Genomic DNA, 25864 nt, shown 5'->3' on the forward strand with positions numbered 1-25864 from the left:
CATTGCAGATCCTGTTTCTCGTTTAAGCGAAGCTGCTTTCTTTCTTCACTATCCGTTATTTTCTAAGCATCCTTTCAAATAGATGTGTATAGAAAATGGCTGCTGTTCCTTCTCCACTTTGTTCTTCCTTGGATTGCAAATAATTTGAATAAATGGTTTTACGCTCTACAACAATTTTTGACTTTTTTTCTCTGACTTATTGACTTCAACTGATGTTATGCTATGATAGTTTCTATCACTTATATGTATTTTTATACATTTATTAGTTATTATTTGCATTTTTAATAGATGCGCAGAAAAAGTTAAAGGGGCGTTTACATGAAAAGGTTTAGTAAGGGTACTGTTTTATTAGGGATCATCACAGCGTTGCTGCCGTTTTTCTTTGTCGGACAAGCACATGCAGAAGAAACCGATCCAATCTATGAAAAAGTCAAAGAAAATGGTGTATTGGTCGTGGGTTTATCTGCCGATTATGCACCATATGAATTCCGTGCCAATGTTGATGGAAAAAATGAAATCGTGGGGATCGATATCTCGATTGCCCAAAAAATTGCAGATGACTTAGGGGTCGATCTGAAAATTGAGGAGCTTGGGTTCGACGCGCTGTTAGGGGCTCTAAAAACGGGTAAAATCGATGTCGTCATCTCTGGGATGGCTGCTACGGATGAGCGCCGTAAAGAAGTCAATTTCACTGACACCTATATGGAAGTCCAACAGACCGTCCTGGTTCGAGCAGAAGATGCGGATCGTTTCCAATCGACGGCTGATTTTGATGGTGTAGCTGTCGGTGCACAACGACAAACCACACAAGAAGAGCTGGCAAATACAGAATTGACTGGCTCGACCGTCACCTCTTTGCAAAGGGTGCCTGATTTGATCACCAATCTAAAATCACGCAAGATCGATGCGATCGTGATGGAAGGTCCCGTCGCTGAAGCTTATGTGACGGCGAATGATACCTTGGCATTAGCCGAAAATGTCACGTTTGAAAACGGCGTGAAGGAGACCGCGATCGCCATCTCGAAAGAAGCGCCAGTTTTACTGGAAAAACTCAATTCCTCCATTGAAACTATCATTAGTAATGATCTTTTAAGCCAATACAAAGAAGATGCCTATCGATTGATGTTTACCGAAGAAGGCACGATCGATGAAGAGCAAAGCTTTTGGGAAAAATATCTGCCTTTTTACATCACTGGAACTGGCTATACGATCTTCCTAGCCTTGGTTGGGGTATTATTCGGCTCTATCGGTGGCAGCTTGTTAGCCTTTATGAAGCTTTCTAAGTCAAAAGCATTGAAAGTCATTGCCGCTGTCTATATTGAATATGTTCGGGGAACACCTTTGTTAGTACAAATATTTATTGTATACTTTGGAACAGGCGTGTTAGGCTTAGAGCTTTCGAAGTTAGCTGCTGGCTGTATTGCCTTAGCACTAAACAGTGCCGCCTATGTGGCAGAAATCATTCGTGCTGGGATCAATGCCGTCAATAAAGGACAGCTGGAAGCCGCTCGTTCATTAGGCATGAATCAGATCCAAGCGATGCGCTTCATCATTTTCCCGCAAGCCATCAAAAACATCTTGCCTGCTCTAGGAAATGAATTTGTCACGGTCATCAAAGAGTCTTCGGTCGTATCGGTAATCGGTGTGTCTGAACTGATTTTCCAAACAGGCGTCGTTCAAGGGGCCAGCTTCAAACCATTTTTACCATACGTTATCGTATCATTGATCTACTTTGTATTGACCTTCGCCCTCTCACGTCTATTGGGTGTTGCTGAAAGGAGAATGAAAACTAGTGATTAAAGTTGAAAAATTAGTGAAAACATTTGGCGAGAATACCGTCTTAAAAGAAATCGATCTTGAAGTGACACCTGGTGAAGTCGTTGTGATCATCGGACCCTCAGGAAGTGGGAAAAGTACTTTCTTACGCTGCTTGAATCTTCTTGAACAGCCGACTGGCGGGAAAATCACCTTCGAAGGCAATGATTTATTGGCAAAAGGGGTGAAAATCGATCAGATTCGTCAAAAAATGGGAATGGTCTTTCAAAGCTTCAATTTATTCCCTCATAAAACGGTGTTAGAAAATCTGACTATCAGCCCGATCAAAGTCAAACAGCAAGAGCAAGCTGCTGCCGAAGAGACAGCGAAAGGATTGCTGGAGCAAGTTGGCTTAGCTGAAAAAGCGGATAGTTACCCCTCTAGCCTTTCTGGCGGGCAGCAGCAACGGGTGGCTATTGCTAGAGCGTTGGCAATGGATCCTGATGTAATGCTCTTTGACGAACCAACCTCAGCATTGGACCCAGAAATGGTTGGAGAAGTGTTGACGGTCATGCAAGCTTTGGCAGAAAAAGGCATGACGATGGTCGTCGTTACCCATGAAATGGGCTTCGCAAAAGAAGTCGCCGATCGTGTCATCTTTATGGCTGACGGTATCATTCAAGAACAAGGAACACCAGAACAGATCTTTGAGCATCCGCAAAATGCGCGGACACAGGATTTTTTAAGCAAAGTTTTATAGAAATTGGAGATGACAAAATGAACCGTCCGTTGATTGCAGAACGTTTTTTACAACCAGAAGAAAATCTTTTAATGGAGATCGCCACTCTTGCGAAGAAAACCCCAAATTTGATTGATTTGTCGATTGGTGATCCTGATTTGATTACAGATGCGACAATCATTGAAGCAGCTTTTGCTGACGTCAAAGCAGGTCATACAAAATACACCGCTTCAGACGGCAGTGCTGATTTTATCCAAACTGTCGTTGATTTTTACCAAAAGCAATACCAGCTTACTTTTTCTCCTAGTCAAGTACGAGGAACTGTCGGTGCATTGCATGGCATGTACTTAGCTTTGGCTGCCATCATTGATCCCGGTGATGAAGTGATTATTCACGAACCGTACTTTTCGCCTTACAAACAACAAGTCGAACTAGTCGGTGGTGTGCCGGTCTTTATCCCGACCTTTGAAAAAGATGGTTTTCAAATCGATGTCGAGGTCTTAAAATCCGCCATCACTGAGAAAACTCGGGCGATCATTATCAATTCACCAAACAATCCTACTGGTGCTGTTTTTTCTCCAGAAACTTTTGAAAAAATCGCAGCAGTTGCCATTGACCATGACTTGCTGATCCTCTCGGATGAAGTTTATGAAGCCTTTTGCTTTGATGATACCTTTGTACCGATGGCAGCCTTCGCACCTGAGAACACCATCACATTCAGCAGTTTCTCAAAAGCCTTTGCCATGACTGGCTGGCGGATCGGCTACATGATCGCACCTGAATCGATCAATCTTACGGCAAAACTGATCAATGAGGCGATCGCCTATTCGGCACCAACCCCTTCACAACGGGCAGGTATTTACGCATTGAATCACTATGATACCCTCGTGCCGCAAGTGGTTGCTGTCTTTAAGGAACGACTGACTTACATTGAACAACGGGTTGCTGAGATCCCCTTCCTTTCCTTATCCCCTGTCAAAGGAAGCATGTATGCCTTCATCAACATTGAACAAACGGGGTTGGACTCTGTCAGCTTTGTCGAGAAATTATTAAAAGAAACCAGTGTGCTGATGATTCCTGGGAAAGCCTTTGGAGAAACGACCGGCGATGACTATGTTCGCTTAGCTGCCACCCAATCGTTGGACTTGTTAAAAGAAGCTTTCGACCGCATTGCCGCGTGCTCATTTGACTAAAGAAAATCCCACTCACTTCTAGTGTGTGGGTTTTTTTTAGTGGCAGCCGTTTTTCAAAAGTATCACGTTCCATATAAAAAAGGGACAGAAGAATCCGATTGGATTCTTCCGTCCCCTGACTATCTGCTCGTTTTTACTTTTTTGCTTCTTCCAGCAGTTTTGCCATCGCTTCTTTTTGATAAGCTTCTGTCAATTCAGCGATTTTTGCTTTTTGGGCTGCCTCATCCATAGTTGGATCAGCCATTAATGCAGCTTGCATTTTTTCTTGGACATACGCTTGTCCTTGTGTTTTCATGGTGTCCGCTTGTTCTTTCGCTAAAGAAGCCAGTTTTTTTGCTTGATCCACACTCAAGACTTCCCATGAATCTGGCAATGAGAACGTATTGGTACGGCTGACATATTGTCCATCGTTATCAGCGATCCCGAACAAGAAGCGTGATAGGTCACTTTTATAAACCCAGCGCGTCGTTTTTGTTTCTAATCGAGCTGAATCAGCCCCTGTTTCCACGACATTGGTCACTTTATCAGTACCAGTTTGTTTTGGTTCCTCTTGATCAGCATCCGTTTTATACAGGTAGATTTTTTCCGTACCATCTCCTAATGGCTGATACAATAGCAAATCAAAATTCTCGTTATCGGCACTAGAAACCAGTGCGGTTGTTTTAGCAGTCGTTTCTTTTTCCATTCCAAAATGATAGGTCAAATTGGCCATCAATGCGACGACACTTGCCACGAAGACTAGACCTAAGACCAATGATAAACCTGTTTGCAGCTTGTTTTTAGCAAAGACATTCAGTACCGCAAACCCTAACACGCTAAGAACGATCAAAAGCAAGATCATTTGTCCGCACCTCCTTCAAGAACCGTCAATCGTGGTTCTTTTTTCTTTAAGGAGAATGCGATCAAGAATCCTAAGAAGCTAAAGACCGCTGCCACATAAAAGGCGGCATGGTAGCCAGATAAAGTCGCTTCGATTGCTTTTTCTTTGTATGCCAAAGGCGTTGCATCCAGCAAAGAATCACTTGGCAAGTTGCCCTTGGTGACGTTTGTCAAGACACTGATCAAGATAGCCGTACCAATTGAGCTGGCTACTTGACGGAACGTATTGTTTACCGCGGTACCGTGACTGATCAAATGACCAGGTAAGGCATTCATTCCTGAAGTCGTTACTGGCATCATCACCATTGAGATCCCGAACATCCGAATGCCATAAAGAATGATGATATGCAAAATCGGTGTATCTTTTGTTAAGAAAGCAAATGGTAAGGTTGCGGCAGTCAAGATAAACATCCCGGTGATAGCTAAACGTTTTGCACCATACTTATCAAAGATCGCACCAGTGATCGGCATCATGATCCCCATGATCAAAGCACCTGGTAATAACATCAATCCTGAATGAAACGCTGATTCACCACGAATGTTTTGGATATACAATGGGAGAACCATTTCAGCACCGATCATCGCCATATTCGTGACCCCTGAAAGGATCGACGCCAAGGTAAAGGTCGTTGATTTGAACACGCGCAACTCTAAGAATGGATGCTCAATGTGCAATTGACGCCATGCAAAGAAAGCAATGAAAATGACACCGGCTGCTAGAAAACCGATTACTTCCATACTGCCCCACCCTTTGTCGCCGACGCTTGAAAAGCCATAGAGCAATGTACCAAAACCAAGGGTTGATAAAATCGCTGAGAACAGATCGATTTTCGGATGCGACAATTCAATTACACTCTTCATTAGAAAGAACGCTAAGACTAAGACTAAAACGACGATCGGAATGACCATTCCGAACAAATAGCGCCAGTCATAATGATCAATGATCCAACCAGATAACGTTGGGCCTAAGGCTGGTGCTAACCCAATAACGATTCCGGACATGCCCATGGCTGAACCGCGTTTTTCTGGTGGGAAGATCGACAACATGATATTTTGCAAAAGCGGCATCGAGATCCCTACACCGGCAGCTTGCACTAAGCGGCCAATCAATAATGTAGAAAAGTTCGGTGCAGCAAAACAAGCGATCGTTCCTGCAAGGAAGATGCTCATTGCCGTTAAGTAAAGACTTCTCGAGCTGAACTTGTTGATCAGCCATGCGGTGATCGGGATCATGATCCCATTGACCAGCAAGAAACCAGTGGTCAGCCATTGAACATCAGATGCTGAGATGTCAAAGGCATCCATCAAAGTTGGAAAAGCCGTTGTTAACAATGTTTGGTTCAAAACAGTACAAAACGTACCGATCAGCAAAACCATGACCAGTAAGGAACGGTTGTAAGGTTTGCCGTAGATATCTAAAGGACGACTCGTTGACATATTTCACACTCTTTTCAGTATATTTTTCATAAAACCTCCTTTACTTTAAATCTTTCCCTGAAATTTGTCAACCTACTTGACATAAAAGTAAAACAAGTTACAATATTAACAAATACCTTTACAAGAATGGAGTCCGTATGTCTCATCTTTTTCGAAAACTCGTTGATAATGAAAACTTGTTGGTCGGCATCAGCGAACTTAGCCAAATGTGTGATATCTCCCCTCGCCAATTGCGTTATTGGGAACAAAAAGGATTTATTCAATCGGTCCCACAAGAAGAAAATGCCCCACGAAAATACCGACTGCCCACGGTCGTCAAAGTGGAAATGATCAAAACGTTTTTAGATGAAGGCTTTACGTTGGCCAAGGCTGTTGAAAAAGCGGACAAAAAAATCAAAACCGCCCATCATATTCGCAAAGTGTTTTCTGGGGTTTTACAAAATTTAGAAGTCATCAATGAACGCTTTACGATCATCAGTCTGGGACCAGTAGATGACGAAGGAAAAATCCTCCATATCATTCACGATGAAGAAACAGAACGATTGCAATACGAAGTGCTGCCTGCTAATCAAACGATCGATTTTGAAAAGTTCAAGCAATGCACGTCAAAACAAGCAGAATAAAAAATCTGCCTAGCCTATTCGTTACGTGCAGCAAGTATCCATGACAATGATGCTTGCTGCACGTTTTTTGAATGTCTTGCCTTTGATTCAAAGAGGTGTTGATTCATTTACAAGCAAAAAACCTCATGATATAGTCGAAGGGAGAAACGAACCTTTATCAGAATGGGAAGTGTCATATAAATGGAAAAAGAAGTCTTTACCCAACAAATCAAGGGCGGGTTGATTGTTTCTTGTCAAGCATTGCCTGGAGAACCCTTGTATACCGAAAACGGCGGTGTCATGCCCCTATTGGCAAAAGCAGCTCAAGAAGCTGGAGCTGTTGGCATCCGTGCCAATTCCGTTCGCGATATTCGCGAAATCCAAGCCGCTGTTGATCTGCCGATCATCGGAATCATCAAAAAAGACTATCCACCTGAAGAACCATTTATCACAGCGACCATCAAAGAGGTGCACGAATTAGCAGCTTTACAGATTGCGGTGATCGCTTTGGACTGCACCTTGCGCAAACGTCACGATGGCTTGACGGTCAATGCCTTTATCAAACAAATCAAAACTCTTTATCCCCATCAACTACTCATGGCAGATATCGCCACCTATGAGGAAGGCATCAATGCCTTTGAAGCGGGCGTCGATTTTGTTGGTACAACTTTGTCCGGCTATACGGCGAATAGTCCCACCATTGACGAACCAGATTATCAATTGATCCAGCAATTGGTTGCGGCAAAGGTTCCAGTGATAGCCGAAGGCAAGATCCACACCCCGAAACAAGCAAAGAAAATCCAAGATATGGGTGTGACGGGTATCGTGGTTGGTGGTGCCATCACCCGACCAAAAGAGATCGCCAGCCGATTCGTGCAAGAGCTGCGCAACTGAGTCGTTCATTTCCTAAAATAAGTCTTTCACTGCGCCTTGTGACAGAAGGCGCATTCTTTGTTGTCTTTTTGAGAAACGTTTATACTTAAAAGAGAACGAATGACAACAGAGAAAGCGAGTGAAGAAAATGACAAAAATCAATGCTGGTACAGCAATGATCAAGGTTTTTGAAGCTTGGGGCATCGACCATATCTATGGAATCCCCGGTGGATCTTTCAACTCAACGATGGATGCTTTGTACCATGAACGGCAATCGGTCAAGTATATTCAAGTACGTCATGAAGAAGCAGGTGCGCTGGCAGCAGCGGCTGATGCCAAGCTAACGGGAAAAGTCGGTGCGGTTTTTGGTTCTGCTGGTCCGGGTGCCACCCATTTGATCAATGGCTTATATGATGCTCAAATGGATAACGTGCCCGTCGTTGCCTTGTTAGGACAAGTAGCTTCGAGCTCGATGAACTACAATGATTTTCAAGAAATGAATGAAAATCCGATGTTCGCTGATGTCAGTATCTACAATCGCACGGTCATGTCCCCTGAAAGTTTGCCCCACGTGGTGGACGAAGCCATTAAAGCAGCCTACAAATTTAAAGGAGTCGCTGTGGTAACGATCCCGGTCGATTACGGGTTTGCAGAAATCGACGAACAGGAGATTGCAACCGCAAAAAATCATAAGACAGGTGTTCTCCAACCTGATGAAGAGGACTTACAGGCTGCCCTTTCTTATTTTGAACAAGCAAAAAAACCCGTCCTTTATATCGGACAAGGTCTCTTTGGTCATTTTGATGCCATCGATGCTTTTTCTAAGCATTTCTCGATGCCTATCGCAGCTTCTGTCTTAGCCAAAGGCATCGTGCCTGATCTTTATGAAAACTTTCTTGGATTTGCTGGACGGGTTGCGACAAAACCTGCCAATGAAGCTTTGGCAGAAGCCGATCTCATCGTTTTTGTCGGCAGTGACTTCCCTTTTGGCCGCCGCTTTTTCAATCCTGGTGCCAACTTTATCCAAGTTGATATCGACGCCTCGAAATTTGGTCGTCGTCATCAGACGGATGTCTCCGTTTTAGGAGATGGTGCGACCGCTCTTAGAAAATGGACAGAGATGGCAGCCCCTCGTCCTGCAGATGCTTGGTTAAAAGCCAATCAAGAAAACTGTCGCAATTGGCATGAATGGCGCCATCATTTTTACCATGATTCGCAAGTTCCTTTGCGTCCTGAACCTGTCTATCGAGAAATCAACCGAATTGCAGCTCCTGATGCCCTGTTTGTCACGGATGTCGGTAATGTGACGATTCACAGTATCCGTCATTTAGAAATGACGGGTGAACAGCGTTTCACAACGTCTGGCTGGTTTGCGACAATGGGCAATGGTGTACCTGGTGGGATCGCAGCTCAATTGAGCTATCCGAATCGCCAAGTATTTACCTTTAGTGGGGATGGCGGTTTTGCGATGCAAATGCAAGACATCATCACCCAAGTGAAATATGATTTGCCAATCATCAACGTGGTCTTTTCCAATGACTCATTCGGCTTCATCGAAGCGGAGCAAGAAGATACCGAGCAAACCAAGTTCGGTGTCCAACTAGCCGGTGCTGATTTTGGTAAAGTTGGGGAAGCATTGGGTGCGAAAGGCTTCACGGTAACGAAGGAAGAAGAATTAGCATCCGTCTTTACACAAGCTAAAGAAAGCCACGGTCCTGTGGTGATCAATGTCAAGATCGCTAACGAACGCCCTCTTCCTGTCGAAGAACTGAAACTTGATCCGAACCGCTTCAGCGCTGAAGAAATCGCAGCTTTTAAAGCAAAATACCAAGTTCATGATCTGCCAGCTTTGAGTGAGTTGTACGTGGATTCTCAAGAGTAAATAAAAAAGAGAGAAAGACAGAAATCCTGTCCTTCTCTCTTTTTTTTCATCAACCATTTCATGTTTCTAATGCATCGCCTTACTTATTATAAATTTTCGGGCCTTTACGCATGTTTTTTCGATCATTTTTTGGGGATTCCATTTTTTTTGAACGGCCGCCGCCTTGTTTTTTCTTGATTAGCTCTAACATTTTTTCTTTTTGATCCATCGATTCCACCTCTATTTCTTAGCAATACTGTCGGTTGAAAAGAAGTGTTCCTGACTTCTTTTATGTTTGCGAACAACTACCTTCGATCTATGGTAATAGAAAATAAAAGCTGCCTCTTACGATTCAAATCATCTGCAGCTGATTTTGCCTTTTTCTAGTACCCTGATTTAATCTACTTGGATTTTCCTGGTTTGTCAATGGCTGGTGAAAAAAAGCTGATTTTTGATCGGCTCTTTCAAGAAAAATAAACCTCCCTTTGTTGTACTATTTGTTCAATTTTACTATTTTATTTAAGTTTTTTTATTATTTATTGGTATAATTATAACAGAACACCTATTCCGTTCTTTTCCTTCCCTCGTTCTTCTTTCGATTGTTTCTTAGCTTTCATTGTTCTTACAAATCAATCTATTTGAAAGGAGGTGGATACGTGCTGCACACTTACGCACCTGATCAGATTTATTTGTATGTATTGATTGGCTGTGCCATTTTAGCCTTTTTGCTGCTTCTGTTTGGCGATATCTTCGATTTTGATGGTCCAATTGATCCGATGTTGATCATCCCCTGGTTTGCCTTTACGAGTCTTTTCGGTTACTTAGGGGAAACTATTTTCCCAGGTTATTCGATGGTGCTTTTCATTGGTAGCGCTTGTCTTGCTACAGGGCTCGTTTTTCTCTTGAATTTTTACGTGCTGATTCCCATGAGGAATGCTGAAGCGACGCTTTCGAGTTCCGAGAAAGACTTTGAAGGTCGAATCGCAACGGTGCTGACGCCGATTCCTTGTGAAGGAATGGGTGAAATTCAACTCACAAGTGTCACTGGTTCAAGTAATCGTCCAGCCTCGGCTTTTCAACCTATCGATGAACCATTAGCAGCAGGATCAAAAGTGTTGATTATTGAAGTCAAAGAGCGTATTTGCTACGTCGTTCCCTATACAGAAAAATTTTTGGACAACTAAAATAAATCACTAAAGAGGTGCATCTATGGATATTTTCTTATCACCAATTGTCTTTCCGATCGCAATCGTGGCGTTCATTTTACTGATGCTTTTGATCATCTTTGTCACGAAATATCAAACAGCCAAGCCCGATGAAGCGTTGATTATTAGCGGAAGTTACCTTGGCAACAAAAATGTTCATGCGGATGAGAGCAATAACAAAATCAAAATCGTGCGTGGTGGCGGAGCCTTTGTTTTGCCAGTGTTTCAACGTTCAAACCGAATCAGCTTGCTATCCAGCAAGCTGGATGTTTCAACACCAGAAGTATATACGGAACAAGGAGTTCCCGTTATGTGTGATGGAACTTCCATTATCAAGATCGGCTCCTCCGTGGAAGAAATCGCAACGGCAGCGGAACAGTTTCTAGGAAAAACCCGTGAAGAATTAGAAAATGAGGCACGAGAAGTCTTGGAAGGTCACCTGCGTTCGATCCTCGGTTCGATGACCGTCGAAGAAATCTATCAAAATCGCGACAAATTCAGCCAAAGCGTGCAAGAAGTGGCCTCTGTCGATCTAGCGAAAATGGGCTTGATCATTGTCTCCTTTACGATCAAAGAAGTACGAGACAAAAATGGCTATTTAGATTCTCTTGGAAAACCTAGAATCGCTCAAGTCAAACGGGATGCTGAAATTGCGGAAGCCGAAGCGCTGAAAGAAACCCGCATCAAAAAAGCCCAATCGGAACAAGAATCGCAAACAGCGGAATCAAAACGCATGACCGAAATCGCTGAAGCATTGAAGGAAAAAGAATTGAAGTTGGCGCTTTATAAGAAAGAACAAGACATCGCCAAAGCCGATGCCGATCAAGCCTATCATCTGCAAAGTGCCATCATGAAACAAAAAGTCCGAGAACAAGAGATTGAAGTAGAAGTCGTTGAACGACAAAAACAAATCGAATTGGAAGAAAAAGAAATCTTGCGTCGTGAACGCCAATTTGATTCTGAGATCAAGAAAAAAGCCGATGCCGATCGTTATGCGCTTGAACAAGAAGCATTAGCGAAAAAAGCGTCTGCGTTAGCAACCACTGAAGCTGAGCAGTTTCGAACAGAGTCGTTGGCAAAAGCTGAAGCCGATAAAATTCGTCTGATTGGTTTGGCAGAAGCCGAGACGACCTTGGCGAAAGGAACGGCGGAAGCTGAAACGAAGGAAAAAATCGCTGAAGCCTTCAAGAAATATGATGAAGCAGCGATCCTTAGCATGATCGTTGAGATCATGCCGCAATTAGTCAAAGAGGCTGCCGCCCCATTAGGCAATATCGATAAAATTTCGGTCGTTGATACAGGATCAGGTGAAGGCGGCGGTGCCAATCGTGTCACCAATTACGCCACCAATCTCTTATCGACCACACAAGAAACTTTGAAAGAAACCCTCGGTCTTGATGTGAAATCGTTGATCGAAAACTTCGCTGGTTCCAATACGAGCGAGCCGCCTCAAGAATAAGAAAACTGCTGTTCATCTTCATCGCTTCAAAAGCGACAAGGCGAACAGCAGTTTTTTTCTTACTCATTGCTATTGTGCTTACTCAGTGACCTCTTTGACATAGTTTGCAGGTACACCAGCCACGATCGTGCGTTCAACGACATCTTTGGTAACCACTGACCCAGCAGCAATGATCGCATGGTCACCGATGGTCACACCGGCAACGATCGTTGCATTTGAGCCAATCCAGACATTCTTCCCAATCGTAATGGGTGCTGGATAAAGCGTACTACGATCTTCAGGGTGAAGTCCATGATTCAAGGTAGCTAGAACAACGTTATGCCCAATTAGGGTACCATCACCAATCGTGATCCCTCCTTGGTCTTGAAAATGACAACCGGCGTTAAGAAACACCCCTTTGCCAATTTGGATGTTTTTGCCATAATCTGTATAAAAAGGCGGAAAAAGCGAAAATGTCGGTTCAACTGCTTTCCCAGTCAATTGGGCAAAAAGTTCTTGTAATTCATGAGGTTCATGATAAGCCGTATTGATTTTCATGGTCAGTTTTCTCGCCTCAGCACTCAAAGCCATCATTTGTTTTGAAGCTTGCGAACCGGCAAGTAAGGGTTCACCACTTGCCATAAGTTTGTTTAATTGATCGATCGTCATTTGTTTTTCTCCTAATCATTCGTTACTCACGAGTATTTTTTAGCGAAAAGACAACCTCCACGTCTTCTCCCCCCAACGCTTCCCTTAATCCTGCTGGATCTTCAAGCACGCCGATACGACTATAGCCACCATAAGAATTGGTAAAGGTCTGATAAAACAGCACCAACGTATGACTATTCCAGCTCATGATTTCTCCTTCGTGAATGATCTCCGGCCGTTCTGTAGTCATTTCTGGCAAATTTTCAGAAAAACGATAATATTTCTCGTTATTGTTCAAGTCACTCATTGTCAACGTGAAGGGCATTTGATTCATTAGGTATTCAGACGCCTCATTTTCATGAAACTTCGCTATAAAATCCTGTTGACCAACCGAAATGACGACAGCTGTTGCTGATTCAATAATCGGTTGTTCGTGATCCTGACTTGCTTCAGAGGAAGTTTCGCTGGCAGACAGCACATGCCTTTCCTCTGTTCCACTTGTCCCACAGGCACTTAGTAGGAACAGCAAGACAGCAGGGATGAGTTTTATCAGCATGGCTTCGCTCCTTTCTGCTGATGATTCGATGTAGCGGCGGGCAACGGAATGCTTATTTTCTAAAATACGACTGCTCAGCAGAAGATATGGGACTGAACAGTCGTGCAGCTGGTTGTTGCTGTTTAATTCAAATGCTCTTGGAAGAATTCGGTCATTTGGTCAAAAGGAATCACCTCTGTTTGGTCGTATAGATCAACATGCGAAGCATTAGGAATGACTGTCAGCTCTTTGTTATCACCTTGCAATTGCTCAAAAGCGTCTTGACTGAAGTAAAGTGAGTGGGCTTCTTCTCCATGAAGCAATAAAACGGCGCTTTGGATCTCATCAATGTAAGACAAAAGTGGCATATTTAAGAATGACAGCGAAGACGTGACATTCCAACCATCATTAGAGTTCAAGGAACGTTCGTGGTAGCCTCGTTCTGTTTTGTAATAATCAAAGTAATCCTGCATAAAGACCGGCGCATCTTCTGGCAGTGTATCTGGTACCCCACCTGCTCGTTCGTAGCTGCCATTGGCAAAATCAACTGTACGTTGGGCGTTCAGCTGCTGGCGCAATTCATGGCGTCCTTCAGCCCCCATTTCATCAAAATACCCTTGAGCATTGACTCTCGACATGTCATACATGGTGGCAGAAACAGTCGCTTTCACACGGGTATCGATGGCTGCGGCATTCAAAGCTAGACCACCCCAGCCACAAATCCCGATCAAACCGATTCTTTCCTCATCTACGTTTTCTTGGACAGATAGAAAATCGACGGCTGCTTGAAAATCTTCTGTATTAATGTCTGGGGAAGCCACATAGCGTGGTTCGCCACCGCTTTCACCTGTATAGGACGGATCAAAAGCGATCGTAACAAAACCACGCTCTGCCATCGTTTGCGCATATAGACCAGATGTCTGCTCTTTGACTGCTCCAAAAGGTCCGCTAACGGCGATTGCTGGAAGTGGTCCTTGCGCATCAATTGGTTCATAAAGATCCGCAACTAAAGTGATCCCGTAACGATTCTGGAAAGTCACTTTTCGGTGATTCACCGTGTCACTTTCTGGGAAAACTTTATCCCATTCATCTGTCAATGAAACATTTTCTGTCATCGTTTCTCCTCCTGAGCTGGCTTGCGGCTCTTCATTCGTCTCCTCATTATTGCTGCTACAAGCACCTAAAACCAACGGTGCCAGCACAACTAAAGACACAAGGGCCTTCTTTTGCCATTTTTTCATTTCATTCGCCTTCTTTCTCGGTCAACTATCCTGTACCTTAGGGCGATTCTCCAATGTTTCTCAAATGATCAAGGTCTGGATGATCGTTTTTTCTTGATCGCTTGAGCTATTTTTGGATAAACCTATTGTACTTGCAGCATCTTTCTATGTAAAATACTAATATCAAATACCCAACTATTCATATATAGTATAGAAAAAGGAGTATAGACCTATGGAATTAAAAAGTTTAACCACCTTTCTAACAGTTGCAGAAAAAGAAACGATTTCAGCTGCCGCAAAACATCTGCATCTCTCGCAACCATCCCTGTCACGACAGTTAATGGAGTTAGAAAAAGAATTAGGTGTCACGCTGTTCACCAGAGGCAATCGCAAAATTACGCTGACGGAAGATGGCCTCTTGTTTCGTAAGCGGGCGGAAGAAATTGTAGAATTGTTAGAAAAGACCCGTTCTGAATTTTTGTCACCTCGAGATACGATTGCCGGTAACGTGTCGATCGGTGCTGGAGAAACCTACGTGATCCAGCTGTTGGGAAAAATCATCAAGGAGATTCAAGTTGAGTACCCTAACGTCAAATTTCATTTATTTAGCGGCAATGCTGACGAGGTCAAAGAACGGTTGGACAAAGGATTGTTGGATTTTGGCGTCGTGATCAGCCCCGTCGACGTCAAAAAATACCATTCCTTGCGCTTACCTGCCAGAGACACCTGGGGCGTCTTGATGCGAAAAGACAGTCCCCTTGCTGGTAAAGAAGTTATCACACCAAAGGATCTCTGGGAGGTTCCCTTGATTACTTCACGACAAAGTCTGGTCAGCAGTGAGCTTTCTAAATGGTTGAAAAAAGACATGAACAAATTGACTGTCGTTGCTACGTATAATCTCGTGTACAATGCGTCAAAGTTAGTTGAAGAAGGTGTCGGCTATGCGTTGACCCTCGACAAATTAATCAACTTCACCCCTGACAGTCCTTTATGCTTTAGAAAATTGAGTCCCACCCTTGAATCAGATCTTGCGGTCATTTGGAAAAACACCCAAGTTTTTTCAAAAGCCTCTGGACTTTTCTTGGAGCGGATGAAGGAACGCTTTATAAAGGAATGATTTCAAATAAAAAAAGATTTATCTCAAAACAATTATGAGATAAATCTTTCTTTACGTTTTTTTCTGATTCTTTTTGAATGTGAACTCTTTAGACACCGCCATCCTCCAAGCTTAGCAAATTTCCTTCTGGATCGCGGAAATAGGCAATATGAAAAGCTTGGTCCCCTTCCCCCAAAACGGTTTTACTCACTTCAAACACTACACCAGCATTGTTCATTCTCGTATAATCTTCTTCAAAATCCGTGGTGTGAAACGTTGCCGAAAGCGTATCAGATGAAATCCGATTATCCGAAATCGGATAGCCCTCCATTTGATCGATCACGGCATCCACTTGGAACATACCAAAAAAAGGCGCCTCCTCTTTCTTCGATGCAAAGCTTGTATAAGGACCTGACTCATCGCCATAAGTTGGTACCAAACCAACTTTTTCCGTATAAAAATGATAACACTTCTGATAGTCTCCTTTGACTTGAACGCAAGCTGTGATTCGTTGAATAGTCATTTGTCTTTTCTCCTTTTCCAATGTGTCTTCCATCAATTCAAAAGTAAATCAAGCATATTTTACCCATAATAGCATATTTAGCGAGTAAAATTTATTTCATTGTGAATTTTATCCGATAATCTAATCAAAATTAGCGTTGGTTTTCCCAAGAGTTACTTATATTAAAACCCAATCAGAGGAAAGGCGATAAACTTAGAGTCTTCTGATTGACTTTTACTTTTCTTAACCTAAAAAATGGGTAAACTATAACAAAGATTCCTTTTTGATAGATGTAATAAAATCAGACTATCCAAGTTAAATAAACATACTCTTACTTTATTTACTTTTTTTGAACACGATCAATTCGGTGATATCTTCAAAGGGTGATGGATTAGCGACATCAAAAATCACAGAAAAAAACTTCATTTTCGTGCCATTACTTGGCGCCTTATGAATGGTTTCCTTTGTCTCTTCACTGATTGGTAAAGACAATAACTGTGTTCGGACTTTCTCGCTAAAGTGAAAAGAGACTTTGAAGAAGTCCTCCCACATCGAGAGCCAAAAAATTGGTTTCACTTTATTCGTTCCACGAGTCGTTGTCCATTTGTATTCGCCTTTGGACAACCACGCTTTTCCATCTTGGTAATAGCGCCAATCCATAAGAGAGATGCCCTCGTTTTCAAGGGTTTCGATAAAACGTTGATAAATGACATATCCTTCACCCAAAGATTCTGCAATCAGCTGCTCTGTTGGTTTCACGTTTTTGTCTCGAAACAATTGCTTTTTGCCTTCCATCCTTCCACTCAACTCCTTTGCGCTTCGTTTTTTAAGGTTTTCGCTACGTTACAATTTGATTTTGTTGATATCATCTGTGATGACCCAATCATCCATATTTTTTTCACGATTGTACTGAAATGGTGTTATTTCTTCTAATTCAGCGATTTCATAGACCGCTAGATACTTTTTCCCTGCCCATCGATCGACTTGTTTTTTCGATAAATTCAACTCTTTGTCATAGCGTTTTACAAAATCTATGGATTCTTCTTTCGTCATCTTTTCAGATTCAATCACGTTGGCAATGATGCCCCGATGAGTGATGGTCAAATCGCCGCCGGTCTCCACAAAATACACAAGATCGTTGATTTTGGCTCTTCCTCCTAAAGGTGATTTTCTGCCCGCTGCCCCCCGAATGATCATTGTTTTGTCACCGTGAATCAGTTTCTCAAGCTCTTTGGCTTCCTTATTTAAATAGACCAAATGTTCTGCCCGACCGGCTTTTCCTTGATACCATTCTGCTGTCTTTGTCATAAGAAGTTCCTCTTTTCATATGAATTGTCTTTTGCGCTGTTCATTCCATTCTCTCTAAGTTATTGGAACGTTTTTTCAATCGTGTATAGGTGAGAGGTGCAACTGTTTAGATTGATGAATGAATAAAACTTTTGTGCAAAGGCATTAGGCGTGCCGCATCGGGCAAATGTTTCCGCATCTTCTTTCGTTTCGAACTTGGTGATGTCCGCCCAAGTTTCTCCATCTACTAATAATTCAAAAGAAAGGTATCCTCTTTGTTTGGAAATGTATTCTCGGTTTAATTGTTCAACGACACGAACAAATTCCGCTGTTGAAACGCCTTTTTTTAATTTGTACGAATTATGAAAAGCAACCTGTGCCATCGTGTCTTCCTCCTTTTAGATTCCATCAAGTAATAGAGCGTTTAAAAAAAACTAACAGTTCTCCATTCAACCGTTCAAATGACTTTTTTAACGTCCGTTGTATTTCTACCCTGTCCTTTCTTAACAGTTGCAACAAAAAGTCCGTTCAGCAGGAGAGCATTTGGTACTAAAGCGAGCATTCAAGAACTTCCCCCAATAGTTTGTCGTGGGGAACGATCAAACATTTCTCCATTGCTTTCCAGTAACTTTCATACAACTTTTTTTGAGCTTTGCCATAATTTTCTTCGCTATCAAACTCCCAATAGTGAGCATATTTCACACATTTTATGACTCTCGTCAATGGATCTGGCAGGCGACCTTCCTTGATGGTCCTCATTTCTTTGATGTAATGGGTTCGTTTCATTAATCGAAAGAACAAAGCCCCCTCCATGGCCTTCATTGCCTCTGTTGCTTCCTGCATGACTGCTTCAAAGGTCTCAACACTACTGGGTTTCACTTGATAGATACTGATTTCTGAAAACACCCCGACCGCTCCTTTCACTTGTGATTTTCTTCTCAATTATAGTATACCAAGTTTACGTCGTTGATAGTTTGGTCATTTTATTCATTTCTCATTTATCTTCCGTTTATTATTGATTTAGCCTCCTACCTGCGGGATCAAATTGCTAAATTATAATTTCATAAAAAGGCTAGCAGCCGAGCTTTATCAGTAGGTCACCTGCCTGCCATAGTCACAAAAGGGATCATTAAGCTTTCGTCTACAAAAAAAGCAATCAACTTTTGACAGCAGACTGCTTTTTCTTAACGCTCATTAGTGCAAAAGGAACGGTTTTAGCTCTGTCTCGATAAAGTCGATGCGATCAAAGACAGTTGGCTTAAAATACGCCGTAATGGCGATAACAGTCTCTGATTCGGGATCAATATAAAGGACATTTCCACTATTGCCGATGGCGGCATAGGTGCTTTTCTCAGCATCCAAGATCCACCATAAATACCCATAACTCATATTTTGAAATTTCTCTATGTTTGTCTCTAGCGGATTGACCATTTCAGTGAGCCATTGTGAAGAAATCACTTGTTGTCCTTGATGGATGCCTTGGTTCAAGCATAGCTCACCGATTTTGGCTAAATCTTTTGCTGAAAGACAAAGCCCGTAACCTGCAGTGCCAATATTTAAAGGATCGCAAAACCAAACCGGTTTTTTTGGTGCCTTGCTCATCGTAAAGTGCTTATGCTCTTGTGCCGTTTCCGCATAATAATTGGTCAGTTCGGCTACACCAAGAGGTCGAAATAAATAATGGTTCGCATAATCAACGGTCGTCATTCCAGAAGCTTTCGCTAACAAACCAGTGAGGATCTGCAGACAAACGGTTTGATAATTGAATTCATTTGTCACCCCTTTTCTTCCTCCCAATAAATCAAGCGAGGCGCTGGTCCAGTCGTCACTCGAACAAACCTTTGTCCATGGATCACCTTTGCATTTATACGGGGCTCGCATCGTTAATAGGTGTTTGATCGTAATATCCTGAATCGTTTTTTCGCCCCGTTTTACTTGATAGTCTGGAAAATAATCGAGTACTTTGTCATTGACACTTCGGATGACACCTTGATCGATCGCTATCCCAACTAGTAGAGAAACGATACTTTTCGTAGCGGACATAAGGTGGCAAGTATCCTCTGGCTTATACTCATGCCATTCATCCGAGTAAACTTCCTTTCCATTTTGGTAGGCAGCAATTTGGCAAATATTAGGCTGGTTTTTACTGATACATGCATGCAGTTCTTGTCTATTCATTTGTGAAGCCTCCCTTCAAAGATAAGCATAATACCATTAAAAATTGTTTTCAATGTTATTTTTAAAATTGTTTTTGAAGGGTCTTTTAAAAGTCTATTAGCGATGAATACGCAAAAAAAGGCCCTCAATGATAGAGGCGCCTTACTTAAAACTTTCGAATATCGATTTTCGATTTCTATCCAGATTTTTTGAGAGGATCGTTATCAGCAATTCTTCTAATGCGGAAACAGTGGCGATGGTCCCCAAAATCAAGACAACAATTTTTGCAGGACTCACCATGAGCAGCAATGGGAAACTACCTAAAAGAAAACCGACTGCTTTGTTGAGCCATGTATGCAGACTACTAAAAGACCGATATTTTACATAGCCAATCAGATAACTGACAAAACGAATCATAGCAATCACTAGTAGCCAGACCCAAAGTGTATGAGCCGCCAACAGCTGTGGTAGAAAAGAAAGAAAAACAGCGAGAAAAAAGCTTACATCTGCGAAACTGTCTAGTAAGGCACCCACCTCACTCGTAAGATTCATCCTTCTTGCAAGCAGCCCATCGACGAGGTCGCTTAAAAAACAATAGGAATAGAGCAGCCAAAACCAGCCTGACATTGGCTGAAGGAATAGTAAAAGTGGTGCGAGAATCAGTCGAGAAGTGGTAAGGATATTGGGTAAATAATTCATTTGTACTCCCTGCATTTCATTTTCTTCACAAATTTTGAAAGCCTAAGATTATTTTACGTGCATAAAAGAAGTCCAAAGACTTTTAAACGTTTTTTCTTTTGAGCGTCCTACAAGCCCTGATGCGAATGTTTCAAAACTGGCTCTTAGTATTCCTTCAACAATCGTATCCGATCCGTACTTCCTGGTATCCGATTCTGCACCTTTGTCCACCCCCCTGCTTGGTATACTTCATATTCTTGAAAGCGGCAAGGAAGACCTTTTGCATGGGCGATATCACTTGTGTCCATCACTTGAAAATGCAGATGAGGCGAAGTCGAATTTCCTGAATGGCCAACGTTTCCGATCACCATCCCTTTGGTGATATTTTGTCCTACGGAAACAGTGACAGATCCTTTTTGCAGATGAACAAATGCCATATAAACGCCCTCAGAAGCTTTTATCACAATGTAGTTGCCAGCTATTTGTTGATAATCATCTTTTTGTTCATTAAAAAACAAACCATTTTTTACAGCGATCGAAAAATCTCTGATCCAGTGAACGATTTTCCGTTCCCGATAGCCATCTCTTGCAACAATTACTTCGCCATCACAAGGCGCATAGATTTTTTCGCCCCAACAATAACAGCTCTCCAGCGGAACCCCTAAGAAGAAATAGCGCAGAAAGCTTCGATTATGAAAAGCTTTGGTTTTCCCCTCAAAATTAACTTGTAAAAAATCAAAGGCATAACGCAACCCCATTCGATCGGTACCATGGCTAGGAATCTTCTCGGCTGGTGTAGTCGGCGCAAGCCACTCACCTCTTAAGGGGAATCCAATGGTTATCGGCTGCTCTTTCATAAGGCTTTCTCCTTTTTGGATCACATGATCTCTTTTATTTTGAAATGACTATCAATCGCGCGGCACTCTATACCCGTGCTTTACTCCTTTTCACTATAGGTCACCTAAGGATTTTTTTCAACTCTAAAAAAGTGGGCTAACGGGCGTGCCTATCAAAAAAACACCTCAATCATGTAGTGATTCCAAACTGTTAGACCAAAAATTCTAACTTTTGAGCGTCGCTTCATGGATGAGGTGTTCTTACATTTTATTTTTTTGTAGCTCTTGGCGGTGACGACTAATCCATCTAGTTATCGTCTGACAAAATAGCATTTGTCCCCCCGCTACTGTTTGCGCTCCACCAATCGATAGTAGACTCTTGCGGTGATGAAATACACCAGTAGATAAATCATTGTAAACAATAGGACAGAAATAATCGTTACCGTGATCAATAAGTTACGATCCGTCAGACCAAAAAGAATCAGTAATTTTCGAATCATTGGTAAAGCAAACGCCAAATGGATGATCGCTGCCATCAAAGGAAATGAGAAGATCATCAAAACTTGCTGCTGGATCACTTGCTTGACTTCCTTATGGCTCAACCCAACTTTTTGCAAGATCTCGAAACGTTCTTTGTCCTCCATCCCTTCGGAAACTTGTTTATAATAAATGATCAATGCAGCAGCTAAAATAAAGATCACACCAAAAATCAAGCCTAAGAAGAAGAAGCCGCCGGTAAAGGTTTTTGTCTCAACTTCAAAAAGATCTTTTGACTCTACGCTCGCCTGAATATCTGCTGCTAGAAGTTCACTACGAATCTCTTTTGCGATGGCTTCGCGATCGCTTGCTTCTGCTGCTTGAAAATTAAAGACTGTTGTTGTCACTGGTTGCTGGTAAAGTTGAAACTCTTCGTTTTGATACCAAGAGCTTAGCTTTTCGGAAAGCCACTGATCATCCGCCACGAGAACAAGATGCTGAACCGGGTTTTCTGCTTTCGTGAATGTTGGCAGTTCTTTCAATTCCCGCAAGCGAAATTGACGATCATCGATCGTCGTCTTTTCTGGTAATGCTTGATGCGTCCATGTGGCAGGAAAAACGAAAAGTTCGTCGTCAGCGGGTCCTGTTTTCCCGGTGATTTCATGGTATTCAGAACTGGTAAGAAAAATAAGATACACGGATTTATCTAAACTACCGCTATTTTCTTCAAAAGTGGTTGAGGGAACAAAATTTGGTTCCTCAAAGGTAAAAAGCAACGGTCTTGTTGCAGTGACTTGCTGGCGCTCTTTGATCGTTAGCTTCGCTTCAAGTCCATTAATTGCTGTGTTGATTTGCTGGGAATCAGCCGCTGACTCAATTTGAACATCGTAAGGAAAACGGGTTTCGATCACATTCTTTTGTCCAAAATAAAGACTGGCGGTCGTAGCAACGGTCACTAACACCATCGTTGATAAAATACAAATACTCGCTAAACCAGCCGCATTTTGCTTCATCCGATACAACATGGTAGAGACATTGATAAAATGGGTCGTTTGATAATAATAGGTCGTTCGTTTTCTTAAAAACTGCAATGCTTTGATACTGCCCGCAATAAACAACAAATAGGTAGCCAAGATTACGAGGACGACGGCGACAAAGAACAGGCCTAATGCACTGATAGGAGATTTGATCGTCACAGAGATCGTATAGCCCGCCACTAAACAAAGGACACCTAATAGTGCCAAAATACCTTTTGCTCGTGGTTCTTTTTCATTTCGCTTGCTTCCCTGCAGTAATTGAAGTGGATTGGTTTTGCGTACTTGCAGTATGTCAAATAAAAATAAACAACCAAAGACGAACATAAAATACAGGATCACCAAGCCAATACTCTCAAATGACAGTTTGAAGACAAAGAACTCGCCTACGGCTAAGATTTTCTTCAGTATCAAAAATCCTAATCGTGCAAACAATAAGCCACTGATCAGTCCGGCGGCAAGACTAATGAGAAAACTGTAAAAGAGTTCCCAAAAGACCACGAAGGCTATCTCACGTTTTCCTAGTCCTAAAACATTGTAGAGACCAAATTCTTTTTTTCGCTGTTTGATCAAAAAGTTATTGGTGTAAAAGGAAAAGATCGCCGCAAAAATCATGAGGATGATATTTCCTAAACGAAACATGAAGATGGCGCTTTGACTACTAGGAAGTTCCTTCATTCCTGGATTGTTCACGATGATTTGCGTCATCATCAAAACAGCCACCAAGAAACTCATAGATAATAAAAAGGGTGTGTAAGCTTTGGCATTTTTACGCAAATTGGAGAAGGCGATTTTTTGAAAGAACATTGGTTACTCCTCCTTTGCAAAGACAGCAGTCATTGTTTCGGCTATTGCTTCTAGAAAAGCGGTATTGCTGCGATCCCCTCGATACAGCTGGTGAAACACATACCCGTCTTTGATAAACAAGACGCGTTGTGCGCGACTGGCTGCGATCGAACTGTGAGTGACCATCACGATCGTCTGTCCATTTTGATTGATCTGTTGAAATAATGTCAGTAATTGATCAGAGGTTTTCGAATCCAGCGCTCCGGTTGGCTCATCTGCTAATAGCAGTTCCGGTTTTGTGATGATTGCTCGTGCGACAGCAACTCGTTGTTTTTGTCCGCCAGACAATTCATACGGATAGTGCTGCAATAAATCGGCGATCCCTAAAGTTTGTACGATAGGCTGAAGCTGCTTTTCCATTTGTTTGACGGAAACTTTTGATAAAACTAATGGCAATAAAATATTGTCTTTTACCGAAAAGGTGTCCAATAAATTAAAGTCTTGAAAAACAAAGCCTAAGTGATCCCGTCGAAAACTCGCTGCGTCTTTTTCTTTGATCGTGGTCAGATCGATGCCATTCAGCTGCATTTCACCCGCTGTTGGTTGGTCTAACGTCGCCATCAAGTTCAGCAACGTACTCTTTCCCGAACCTGATTCCCCCATGATAGCGACATATTCCCCTTCTTCTACCATAAAGGTAATATTTTTCAACGCTTCAACGGGTTGTCCGTTCAGCTGGCTTTGATAGATTTTTTTTACTTGTTGAATGTTTAAAAGTGTCATCTTGTTCCCTCCTTCCTTTTTAGAATAAGCTGACTGGCAGAAAAAAGCGACTTACAATAAAAACCGCAAACTTACAGTGTTGAAAGTTTACGGCTATCGGTTATTTGTGGTGGGAAAATGAAGCGTGACGATGGTTCCCTGTCCTACTTCAGAATCAATCGCTAAACGGCAGCCGATTTTTTCAGCCGCTTGTTGACTCATATATAAGCCTAGCCCGCTCGCTCGTTGTTGAAAGCGACCATTTTGTCCCGTATATCCTTTCTCAAACACCCTTGGCAAGTCTTCCTTACGAATACCAATGCCGCTATCTTGGATCACCAAGGCATTGTCTTTAGTGAAAACGTTGATGCCACCGGTTTCGGTATACTTCAAGCTGTTGAAAAGAACCTGTTCAAAAATAAAAACGAGCCACTTTCGATCGGATGTCACCGTCAAATCCACCGCCATGTCCAGTTGCAGATTCTTTTTCGAGAAAAACAAGGCATACTTTTTGATCGTTTGACGAACGAGGGGCGCTAAAGCAATCGACTCAAAGACAAAATCTTCGTTCGCTAAATTTTGTCGCAAATAATTCAACATCATTTGCAAGTAATCATTCACCTTAAATAATTCCGCTTTGACCTCCGTCGGTGACAACGAATCGCTTTGGACCAAAAGATCCAGCGCAGCTAGAGGCGTTTTGATTTGATGAAGCCATAGGCCGAAATCTTCATAAATTTCTTCATTTTTTAACGCTGCCTTGTAATCAGAAGTGGTTTTTTCTCTTGCCAATTGTTTAAGAAGGGCTTGGTATTCGTCTTCTAAACGATTTCGAGTGGCAGGCAAGAACGCCAACGCCGCTTCCGTCATACGTTCTTTTCTTAATAAATGCTGCAGCTGCTTTCTTTTTTGTGCGTAACGAAAATAATGAAAAAGGGAAAGTCCCCCTAAGATCACCCCTGAAAAGACCACATAGTCAATGAAGGGCTCCAACGAAAGGCTGTGGAGAAAGAATAGCCCAAATAGGCCCGCACTAAACAGCAGGTAAACGAGATAAAACTTTCCATAAAGGACGAAATATTCTTTCACGTTAGTCATAGGCGTGTTCCTTTTCTATCAAATACCCTTTATTCTTTACCGTCTGGATCAAATCGGATAGTTCGATCTGGCTTAATTTTTTTCGCAAGCGGGTCATATTGACCGCTAATGTGTTATTATCGATGAATTCTTCACTATTCCAGAGCATTTCAATGATGGTCTCTTTGGCTACGATCTTCCCTCGATGCTGCAAAAGCAAGGAAAGAATCCGAGCTTCATTTGGAGACAGCGGCAACTGTTCCCCCTGTTTTTTTAATACATTTTCTGTGGGATAAAAGGTTACTTGCCCTATCTCAAAGGTCAGCGCTTGTTGGTGGCTATACTGATAGCTGCGCCGCAGCAATGCTTGGATTTTTGCCAAAACGAAGGCTAAATCAAAGGGTTTTGTTAAATAATCATCCGCCCCCATGTTCATCGCCATGATCTGATTCATCTGTTGATCCATCGACGAAAGGAAAATGATCGGCACTTCTGACTTCTTGCGAATTTCTTGGCACCAATGATACCCGTTGTAATAAGGCAGCGAAATATCTAAAAGAACGAGATCCGGTTTGATCTCATGAAACTCTTGCAAGATGCTAGCAAAATTCTTCGCGGAAACACATTCGTACCCCCATTGCTGTAAATATTCTGCTAGAACAGAGACGATCGTTGCATCATCTTCAACAAGATATATTTTTTGCATGTCTTTCTCCTCTCTGTTGATTAATCACTTGCTTCTTTACAGACAGTGTACCAGAAAAGAAAAAGAATCGTCTAGATGGGG

27 protein-coding genes are annotated in these 25864 nt (G+C 42.3%); 9 read left to right on the forward strand and 18 right to left on the reverse strand.

The genetic code is table 11. The annotated features are described in order from the left end of the window. Window positions 1-318 precede the first annotated feature (318 nt). From IGI82_RS10435 to IGI82_RS10445, 3 genes are read left to right on the forward strand one after another with little or no spacing between them, the layout of a single operon-like run. Window positions 319-1800: an ABC transporter substrate-binding protein/permease gene (locus IGI82_RS10435; protein ID WP_005230136.1), complete on the forward strand. Its 1482-nt coding sequence runs from the start codon at window positions 319-321 to the stop codon at window positions 1798-1800. Beyond that, on the forward strand, window positions 1793-2515 hold the full coding sequence (locus IGI82_RS10440) for an amino acid ABC transporter ATP-binding protein (protein ID WP_005230134.1): 723 nt from the start codon (window positions 1793-1795) through the stop codon (window positions 2513-2515). Before IGI82_RS10435 ends, IGI82_RS10440 begins: the two co-directional genes overlap by 8 nt. 17 nt (window positions 2516-2532) lie before the next feature. Then, window positions 2533-3687, forward strand: coding sequence for a pyridoxal phosphate-dependent aminotransferase (locus tag IGI82_RS10445; RefSeq protein WP_438842185.1), 1155 nt, complete (start codon window positions 2533-2535; stop codon window positions 3685-3687). A gap of 133 nt (window positions 3688-3820) precedes the next feature. Here the strand turns inward: IGI82_RS10445 and IGI82_RS10450 are convergent, their stop codons facing one another. Both IGI82_RS10450 and IGI82_RS10455 read right to left on the reverse strand, forming a co-directional pair. After that, the gene (locus tag IGI82_RS10450) at window positions 3821-4528 is read right to left on the reverse strand and encodes a DUF4811 domain-containing protein (protein ID WP_087627584.1); all 708 of its coding nucleotides are present in this window, start codon (window positions 4526-4528) and stop codon (window positions 3821-3823) included. Then, window positions 4525-6003: an MDR family MFS transporter gene (locus IGI82_RS10455; RefSeq protein WP_438842186.1), complete on the reverse strand. Its 1479-nt coding sequence runs from the start codon at window positions 6001-6003 to the stop codon at window positions 4525-4527. The genes IGI82_RS10450 and IGI82_RS10455 overlap by 4 nt, the downstream gene beginning before the upstream one ends. 137 nt (window positions 6004-6140) lie before the next feature. Between IGI82_RS10455 and IGI82_RS10460 the strand changes: the two genes are divergently transcribed. The 3 genes from IGI82_RS10460 to spxB all read left to right on the forward strand — a co-directional run bounded on the left by IGI82_RS10460 (window position 6141) and on the right by spxB (window position 9360). Then, complete coding sequence (locus IGI82_RS10460) at window positions 6141-6626, forward strand: MerR family transcriptional regulator (protein ID WP_005230125.1); 486 nt, start codon at window positions 6141-6143, stop codon at window positions 6624-6626. Between the two features lie 180 nt (window positions 6627-6806). Next, the gene (locus tag IGI82_RS10465; protein WP_015509858.1) at window positions 6807-7499 is read left to right on the forward strand and encodes an N-acetylmannosamine-6-phosphate 2-epimerase; all 693 of its coding nucleotides are present in this window, start codon (window positions 6807-6809) and stop codon (window positions 7497-7499) included. Between the two features lie 127 nt (window positions 7500-7626). Continuing rightward, the gene (spxB, locus tag IGI82_RS10470; RefSeq protein ID WP_438842187.1) at window positions 7627-9360 is read left to right on the forward strand and encodes a pyruvate oxidase; all 1734 of its coding nucleotides are present in this window, start codon (window positions 7627-7629) and stop codon (window positions 9358-9360) included. 79 nt (window positions 9361-9439) lie between these two features. Here spxB and IGI82_RS10475 read toward each other — a convergent pair whose 3' ends face one another. Continuing rightward, the gene (locus IGI82_RS10475) at window positions 9440-9568 is read right to left on the reverse strand and encodes a hypothetical protein (protein WP_005236316.1); all 129 of its coding nucleotides are present in this window, start codon (window positions 9566-9568) and stop codon (window positions 9440-9442) included. Between the two features lie 409 nt (window positions 9569-9977). Between IGI82_RS10475 and IGI82_RS10480 the strand changes: the two genes are divergently transcribed. Both IGI82_RS10480 and IGI82_RS10485 read left to right on the forward strand, forming a co-directional pair. Next, window positions 9978-10523 carry an NfeD family protein gene (locus IGI82_RS10480; RefSeq protein WP_438842188.1) on the forward strand — a complete coding sequence of 182 codons (546 nt, stop codon included), beginning with the start codon at window positions 9978-9980 and terminating at the stop codon, window positions 10521-10523. A gap of 25 nt (window positions 10524-10548) precedes the next feature. Further along, window positions 10549-12003, forward strand: a complete 1455-nt coding sequence (locus IGI82_RS10485) for a flotillin family protein (RefSeq protein ID WP_005230116.1) — start codon at window positions 10549-10551, stop codon at window positions 12001-12003. 78 nt (window positions 12004-12081) lie between these two features. Here IGI82_RS10485 and IGI82_RS10490 read toward each other — a convergent pair whose 3' ends face one another. The 3 genes from IGI82_RS10490 to IGI82_RS10500 form a co-directional block, all read right to left on the reverse strand. Beyond that, complete coding sequence (locus IGI82_RS10490; protein ID WP_438842189.1) at window positions 12082-12651, reverse strand: sugar O-acetyltransferase; 570 nt, start codon at window positions 12649-12651, stop codon at window positions 12082-12084. A gap of 22 nt (window positions 12652-12673) precedes the next feature. Continuing rightward, window positions 12674-13186 carry a cyclophilin-like fold protein gene (locus IGI82_RS10495; protein ID WP_438842190.1) on the reverse strand — a complete coding sequence of 171 codons (513 nt, stop codon included), beginning with the start codon at window positions 13184-13186 and terminating at the stop codon, window positions 12674-12676. A 122-nt stretch (window positions 13187-13308) separates the two neighbouring features. Next, window positions 13309-14406, reverse strand: a complete 1098-nt coding sequence (locus IGI82_RS10500) for an alpha/beta hydrolase (protein WP_074535249.1) — start codon at window positions 14404-14406, stop codon at window positions 13309-13311. Window positions 14407-14617: 211 nt separating this feature from the next. On the opposite strand from IGI82_RS10500, the gene IGI82_RS10505 reads away from it, so the two are divergent. Next, a complete protein-coding gene (locus IGI82_RS10505; RefSeq protein ID WP_438842191.1) occupies window positions 14618-15502 on the forward strand; it encodes a LysR family transcriptional regulator in 885 nt (294 codons plus the stop codon). Between the two features lie 88 nt (window positions 15503-15590). Here the strand turns inward: IGI82_RS10505 and IGI82_RS10510 are convergent, their stop codons facing one another. The 12 genes from IGI82_RS10510 to IGI82_RS10565 form a co-directional block, all read right to left on the reverse strand. Further along, on the reverse strand, window positions 15591-16004 hold the full coding sequence (locus IGI82_RS10510; protein WP_034858575.1) for a VOC family protein: 414 nt from the start codon (window positions 16002-16004) through the stop codon (window positions 15591-15593). 315 nt (window positions 16005-16319) lie between these two features. After that, window positions 16320-16778 carry a DUF3788 family protein gene (locus tag IGI82_RS10515; protein WP_438842192.1) on the reverse strand — a complete coding sequence of 153 codons (459 nt, stop codon included), beginning with the start codon at window positions 16776-16778 and terminating at the stop codon, window positions 16320-16322. Window positions 16779-16826: 48 nt separating this feature from the next. Beyond that, window positions 16827-17291, reverse strand: a complete 465-nt coding sequence (locus IGI82_RS10520; protein WP_438842193.1) for a hypothetical protein — start codon at window positions 17289-17291, stop codon at window positions 16827-16829. A 59-nt stretch (window positions 17292-17350) separates the two neighbouring features. Continuing rightward, window positions 17351-17653 carry an antibiotic biosynthesis monooxygenase family protein gene (locus IGI82_RS10525; RefSeq protein ID WP_015509867.1) on the reverse strand — a complete coding sequence of 101 codons (303 nt, stop codon included), beginning with the start codon at window positions 17651-17653 and terminating at the stop codon, window positions 17351-17353. A gap of 166 nt (window positions 17654-17819) precedes the next feature. Next, window positions 17820-18194 carry a hypothetical protein gene (locus IGI82_RS10530; protein WP_005230091.1) on the reverse strand — a complete coding sequence of 125 codons (375 nt, stop codon included), beginning with the start codon at window positions 18192-18194 and terminating at the stop codon, window positions 17820-17822. Window positions 18195-18464: 270 nt separating this feature from the next. Continuing rightward, window positions 18465-19448, reverse strand: coding sequence for a serine hydrolase domain-containing protein (locus IGI82_RS10535; RefSeq protein WP_074932626.1), 984 nt, complete (start codon window positions 19446-19448; stop codon window positions 18465-18467). A 141-nt stretch (window positions 19449-19589) separates the two neighbouring features. Beyond that, the gene (locus IGI82_RS10540; RefSeq protein ID WP_438842194.1) at window positions 19590-20141 is read right to left on the reverse strand and encodes a CDP-alcohol phosphatidyltransferase family protein; all 552 of its coding nucleotides are present in this window, start codon (window positions 20139-20141) and stop codon (window positions 19590-19592) included. Between the two features lie 128 nt (window positions 20142-20269). After that, complete coding sequence (locus IGI82_RS10545; protein ID WP_087627597.1) at window positions 20270-20962, reverse strand: M23 family metallopeptidase; 693 nt, start codon at window positions 20960-20962, stop codon at window positions 20270-20272. A 323-nt stretch (window positions 20963-21285) separates the two neighbouring features. After that, entirely contained in the window at window positions 21286-23259 is a 1974-nt protein-coding gene (locus IGI82_RS10550; protein WP_438842195.1) for an FtsX-like permease family protein, read from the reverse strand. A gap of 3 nt (window positions 23260-23262) precedes the next feature. Next, window positions 23263-24021 carry an ABC transporter ATP-binding protein gene (locus IGI82_RS10555; RefSeq protein WP_010749611.1) on the reverse strand — a complete coding sequence of 253 codons (759 nt, stop codon included), beginning with the start codon at window positions 24019-24021 and terminating at the stop codon, window positions 23263-23265. A gap of 93 nt (window positions 24022-24114) precedes the next feature. Next, on the reverse strand, window positions 24115-25098 hold the full coding sequence (locus tag IGI82_RS10560) for a sensor histidine kinase (protein ID WP_074932632.1): 984 nt from the start codon (window positions 25096-25098) through the stop codon (window positions 24115-24117). After that, the gene (locus IGI82_RS10565; RefSeq protein ID WP_010749609.1) at window positions 25091-25783 is read right to left on the reverse strand and encodes a response regulator transcription factor; all 693 of its coding nucleotides are present in this window, start codon (window positions 25781-25783) and stop codon (window positions 25091-25093) included. The genes IGI82_RS10560 and IGI82_RS10565 overlap by 8 nt, the downstream gene beginning before the upstream one ends. Between the last annotated feature and the right edge of the window lie 81 nt (window positions 25784-25864).

It is taken from the genome of Enterococcus sp. AZ067, assembly GCF_051715005.1.
In the GTDB taxonomy this organism is placed as follows: Bacteria; Bacillota; Bacilli; order Lactobacillales; family Enterococcaceae; genus Enterococcus_D; species Enterococcus_D casseliflavus.

Bases quoted from the DNA above. Each gene is read 5' to 3' on its own strand.
- IGI82_RS10435 (WP_005230136.1), top strand. From the start codon at position 319: ATGAAAAGGTTTAGTAAGGGTACTGTTTTATTAGGGATCATCACAGCG.
- IGI82_RS10445 (WP_438842185.1), top strand. From the start codon at position 2,533: ATGAACCGTCCGTTGATTGCAGAACGTTTTTTACAACCAGAAGAAAAT.
- IGI82_RS10450 (WP_087627584.1), bottom strand. From the start codon at position 4,528: ATGATCTTGCTTTTGATCGTTCTTAGCGTGTTAGGGTTTGCGGTACTG.
- IGI82_RS10455 (WP_438842186.1), bottom strand. From the start codon at position 6,003: ATGTCAACGAGTCGTCCTTTAGATATCTACGGCAAACCTTACAACCGT.
- IGI82_RS10460 (WP_005230125.1), top strand. From the start codon at position 6,141: ATGTCTCATCTTTTTCGAAAACTCGTTGATAATGAAAACTTGTTGGTC.
- IGI82_RS10465 (WP_015509858.1), top strand. From the start codon at position 6,807: ATGGAAAAAGAAGTCTTTACCCAACAAATCAAGGGCGGGTTGATTGTT.
- spxB (WP_438842187.1), top strand. From the start codon at position 7,627: ATGACAAAAATCAATGCTGGTACAGCAATGATCAAGGTTTTTGAAGCT.
- IGI82_RS10475 (WP_005236316.1), bottom strand. From the start codon at position 9,568: ATGGATCAAAAAGAAAAAATGTTAGAGCTAATCAAGAAAAAACAAGGC.
- IGI82_RS10485 (WP_005230116.1), top strand. From the start codon at position 10,549: ATGGATATTTTCTTATCACCAATTGTCTTTCCGATCGCAATCGTGGCG.
- IGI82_RS10490 (WP_438842189.1), bottom strand. From the start codon at position 12,651: ATGACGATCGATCAATTAAACAAACTTATGGCAAGTGGTGAACCCTTA.
- IGI82_RS10495 (WP_438842190.1), bottom strand. From the start codon at position 13,186: ATGCTGATAAAACTCATCCCTGCTGTCTTGCTGTTCCTACTAAGTGCC.
- IGI82_RS10500 (WP_074535249.1), bottom strand. From the start codon at position 14,406: ATGAAAAAATGGCAAAAGAAGGCCCTTGTGTCTTTAGTTGTGCTGGCA.
- IGI82_RS10505 (WP_438842191.1), top strand. From the start codon at position 14,618: ATGGAATTAAAAAGTTTAACCACCTTTCTAACAGTTGCAGAAAAAGAA.
- IGI82_RS10510 (WP_034858575.1), bottom strand. From the start codon at position 16,004: ATGACTATTCAACGAATCACAGCTTGCGTTCAAGTCAAAGGAGACTAT.
- IGI82_RS10515 (WP_438842192.1), bottom strand. From the start codon at position 16,778: ATGGAAGGCAAAAAGCAATTGTTTCGAGACAAAAACGTGAAACCAACA.
- IGI82_RS10520 (WP_438842193.1), bottom strand. From the start codon at position 17,291: ATGACAAAGACAGCAGAATGGTATCAAGGAAAAGCCGGTCGGGCAGAA.
- IGI82_RS10525 (WP_015509867.1), bottom strand. From the start codon at position 17,653: ATGGCACAGGTTGCTTTTCATAATTCGTACAAATTAAAAAAAGGCGTT.
- IGI82_RS10535 (WP_074932626.1), bottom strand. From the start codon at position 19,448: ATGAATAGACAAGAACTGCATGCATGTATCAGTAAAAACCAGCCTAAT.
- IGI82_RS10540 (WP_438842194.1), bottom strand. From the start codon at position 20,141: ATGCAGGGAGTACAAATGAATTATTTACCCAATATCCTTACCACTTCT.
- IGI82_RS10545 (WP_087627597.1), bottom strand. From the start codon at position 20,962: ATGAAAGAGCAGCCGATAACCATTGGATTCCCCTTAAGAGGTGAGTGG.
- IGI82_RS10550 (WP_438842195.1), bottom strand. From the start codon at position 23,259: ATGTTCTTTCAAAAAATCGCCTTCTCCAATTTGCGTAAAAATGCCAAA.
- IGI82_RS10555 (WP_010749611.1), bottom strand. From the start codon at position 24,021: ATGACACTTTTAAACATTCAACAAGTAAAAAAAATCTATCAAAGCCAG.
- IGI82_RS10560 (WP_074932632.1), bottom strand. From the start codon at position 25,098: ATGACTAACGTGAAAGAATATTTCGTCCTTTATGGAAAGTTTTATCTC.
- IGI82_RS10565 (WP_010749609.1), bottom strand. From the start codon at position 25,783: ATGCAAAAAATATATCTTGTTGAAGATGATGCAACGATCGTCTCTGTT.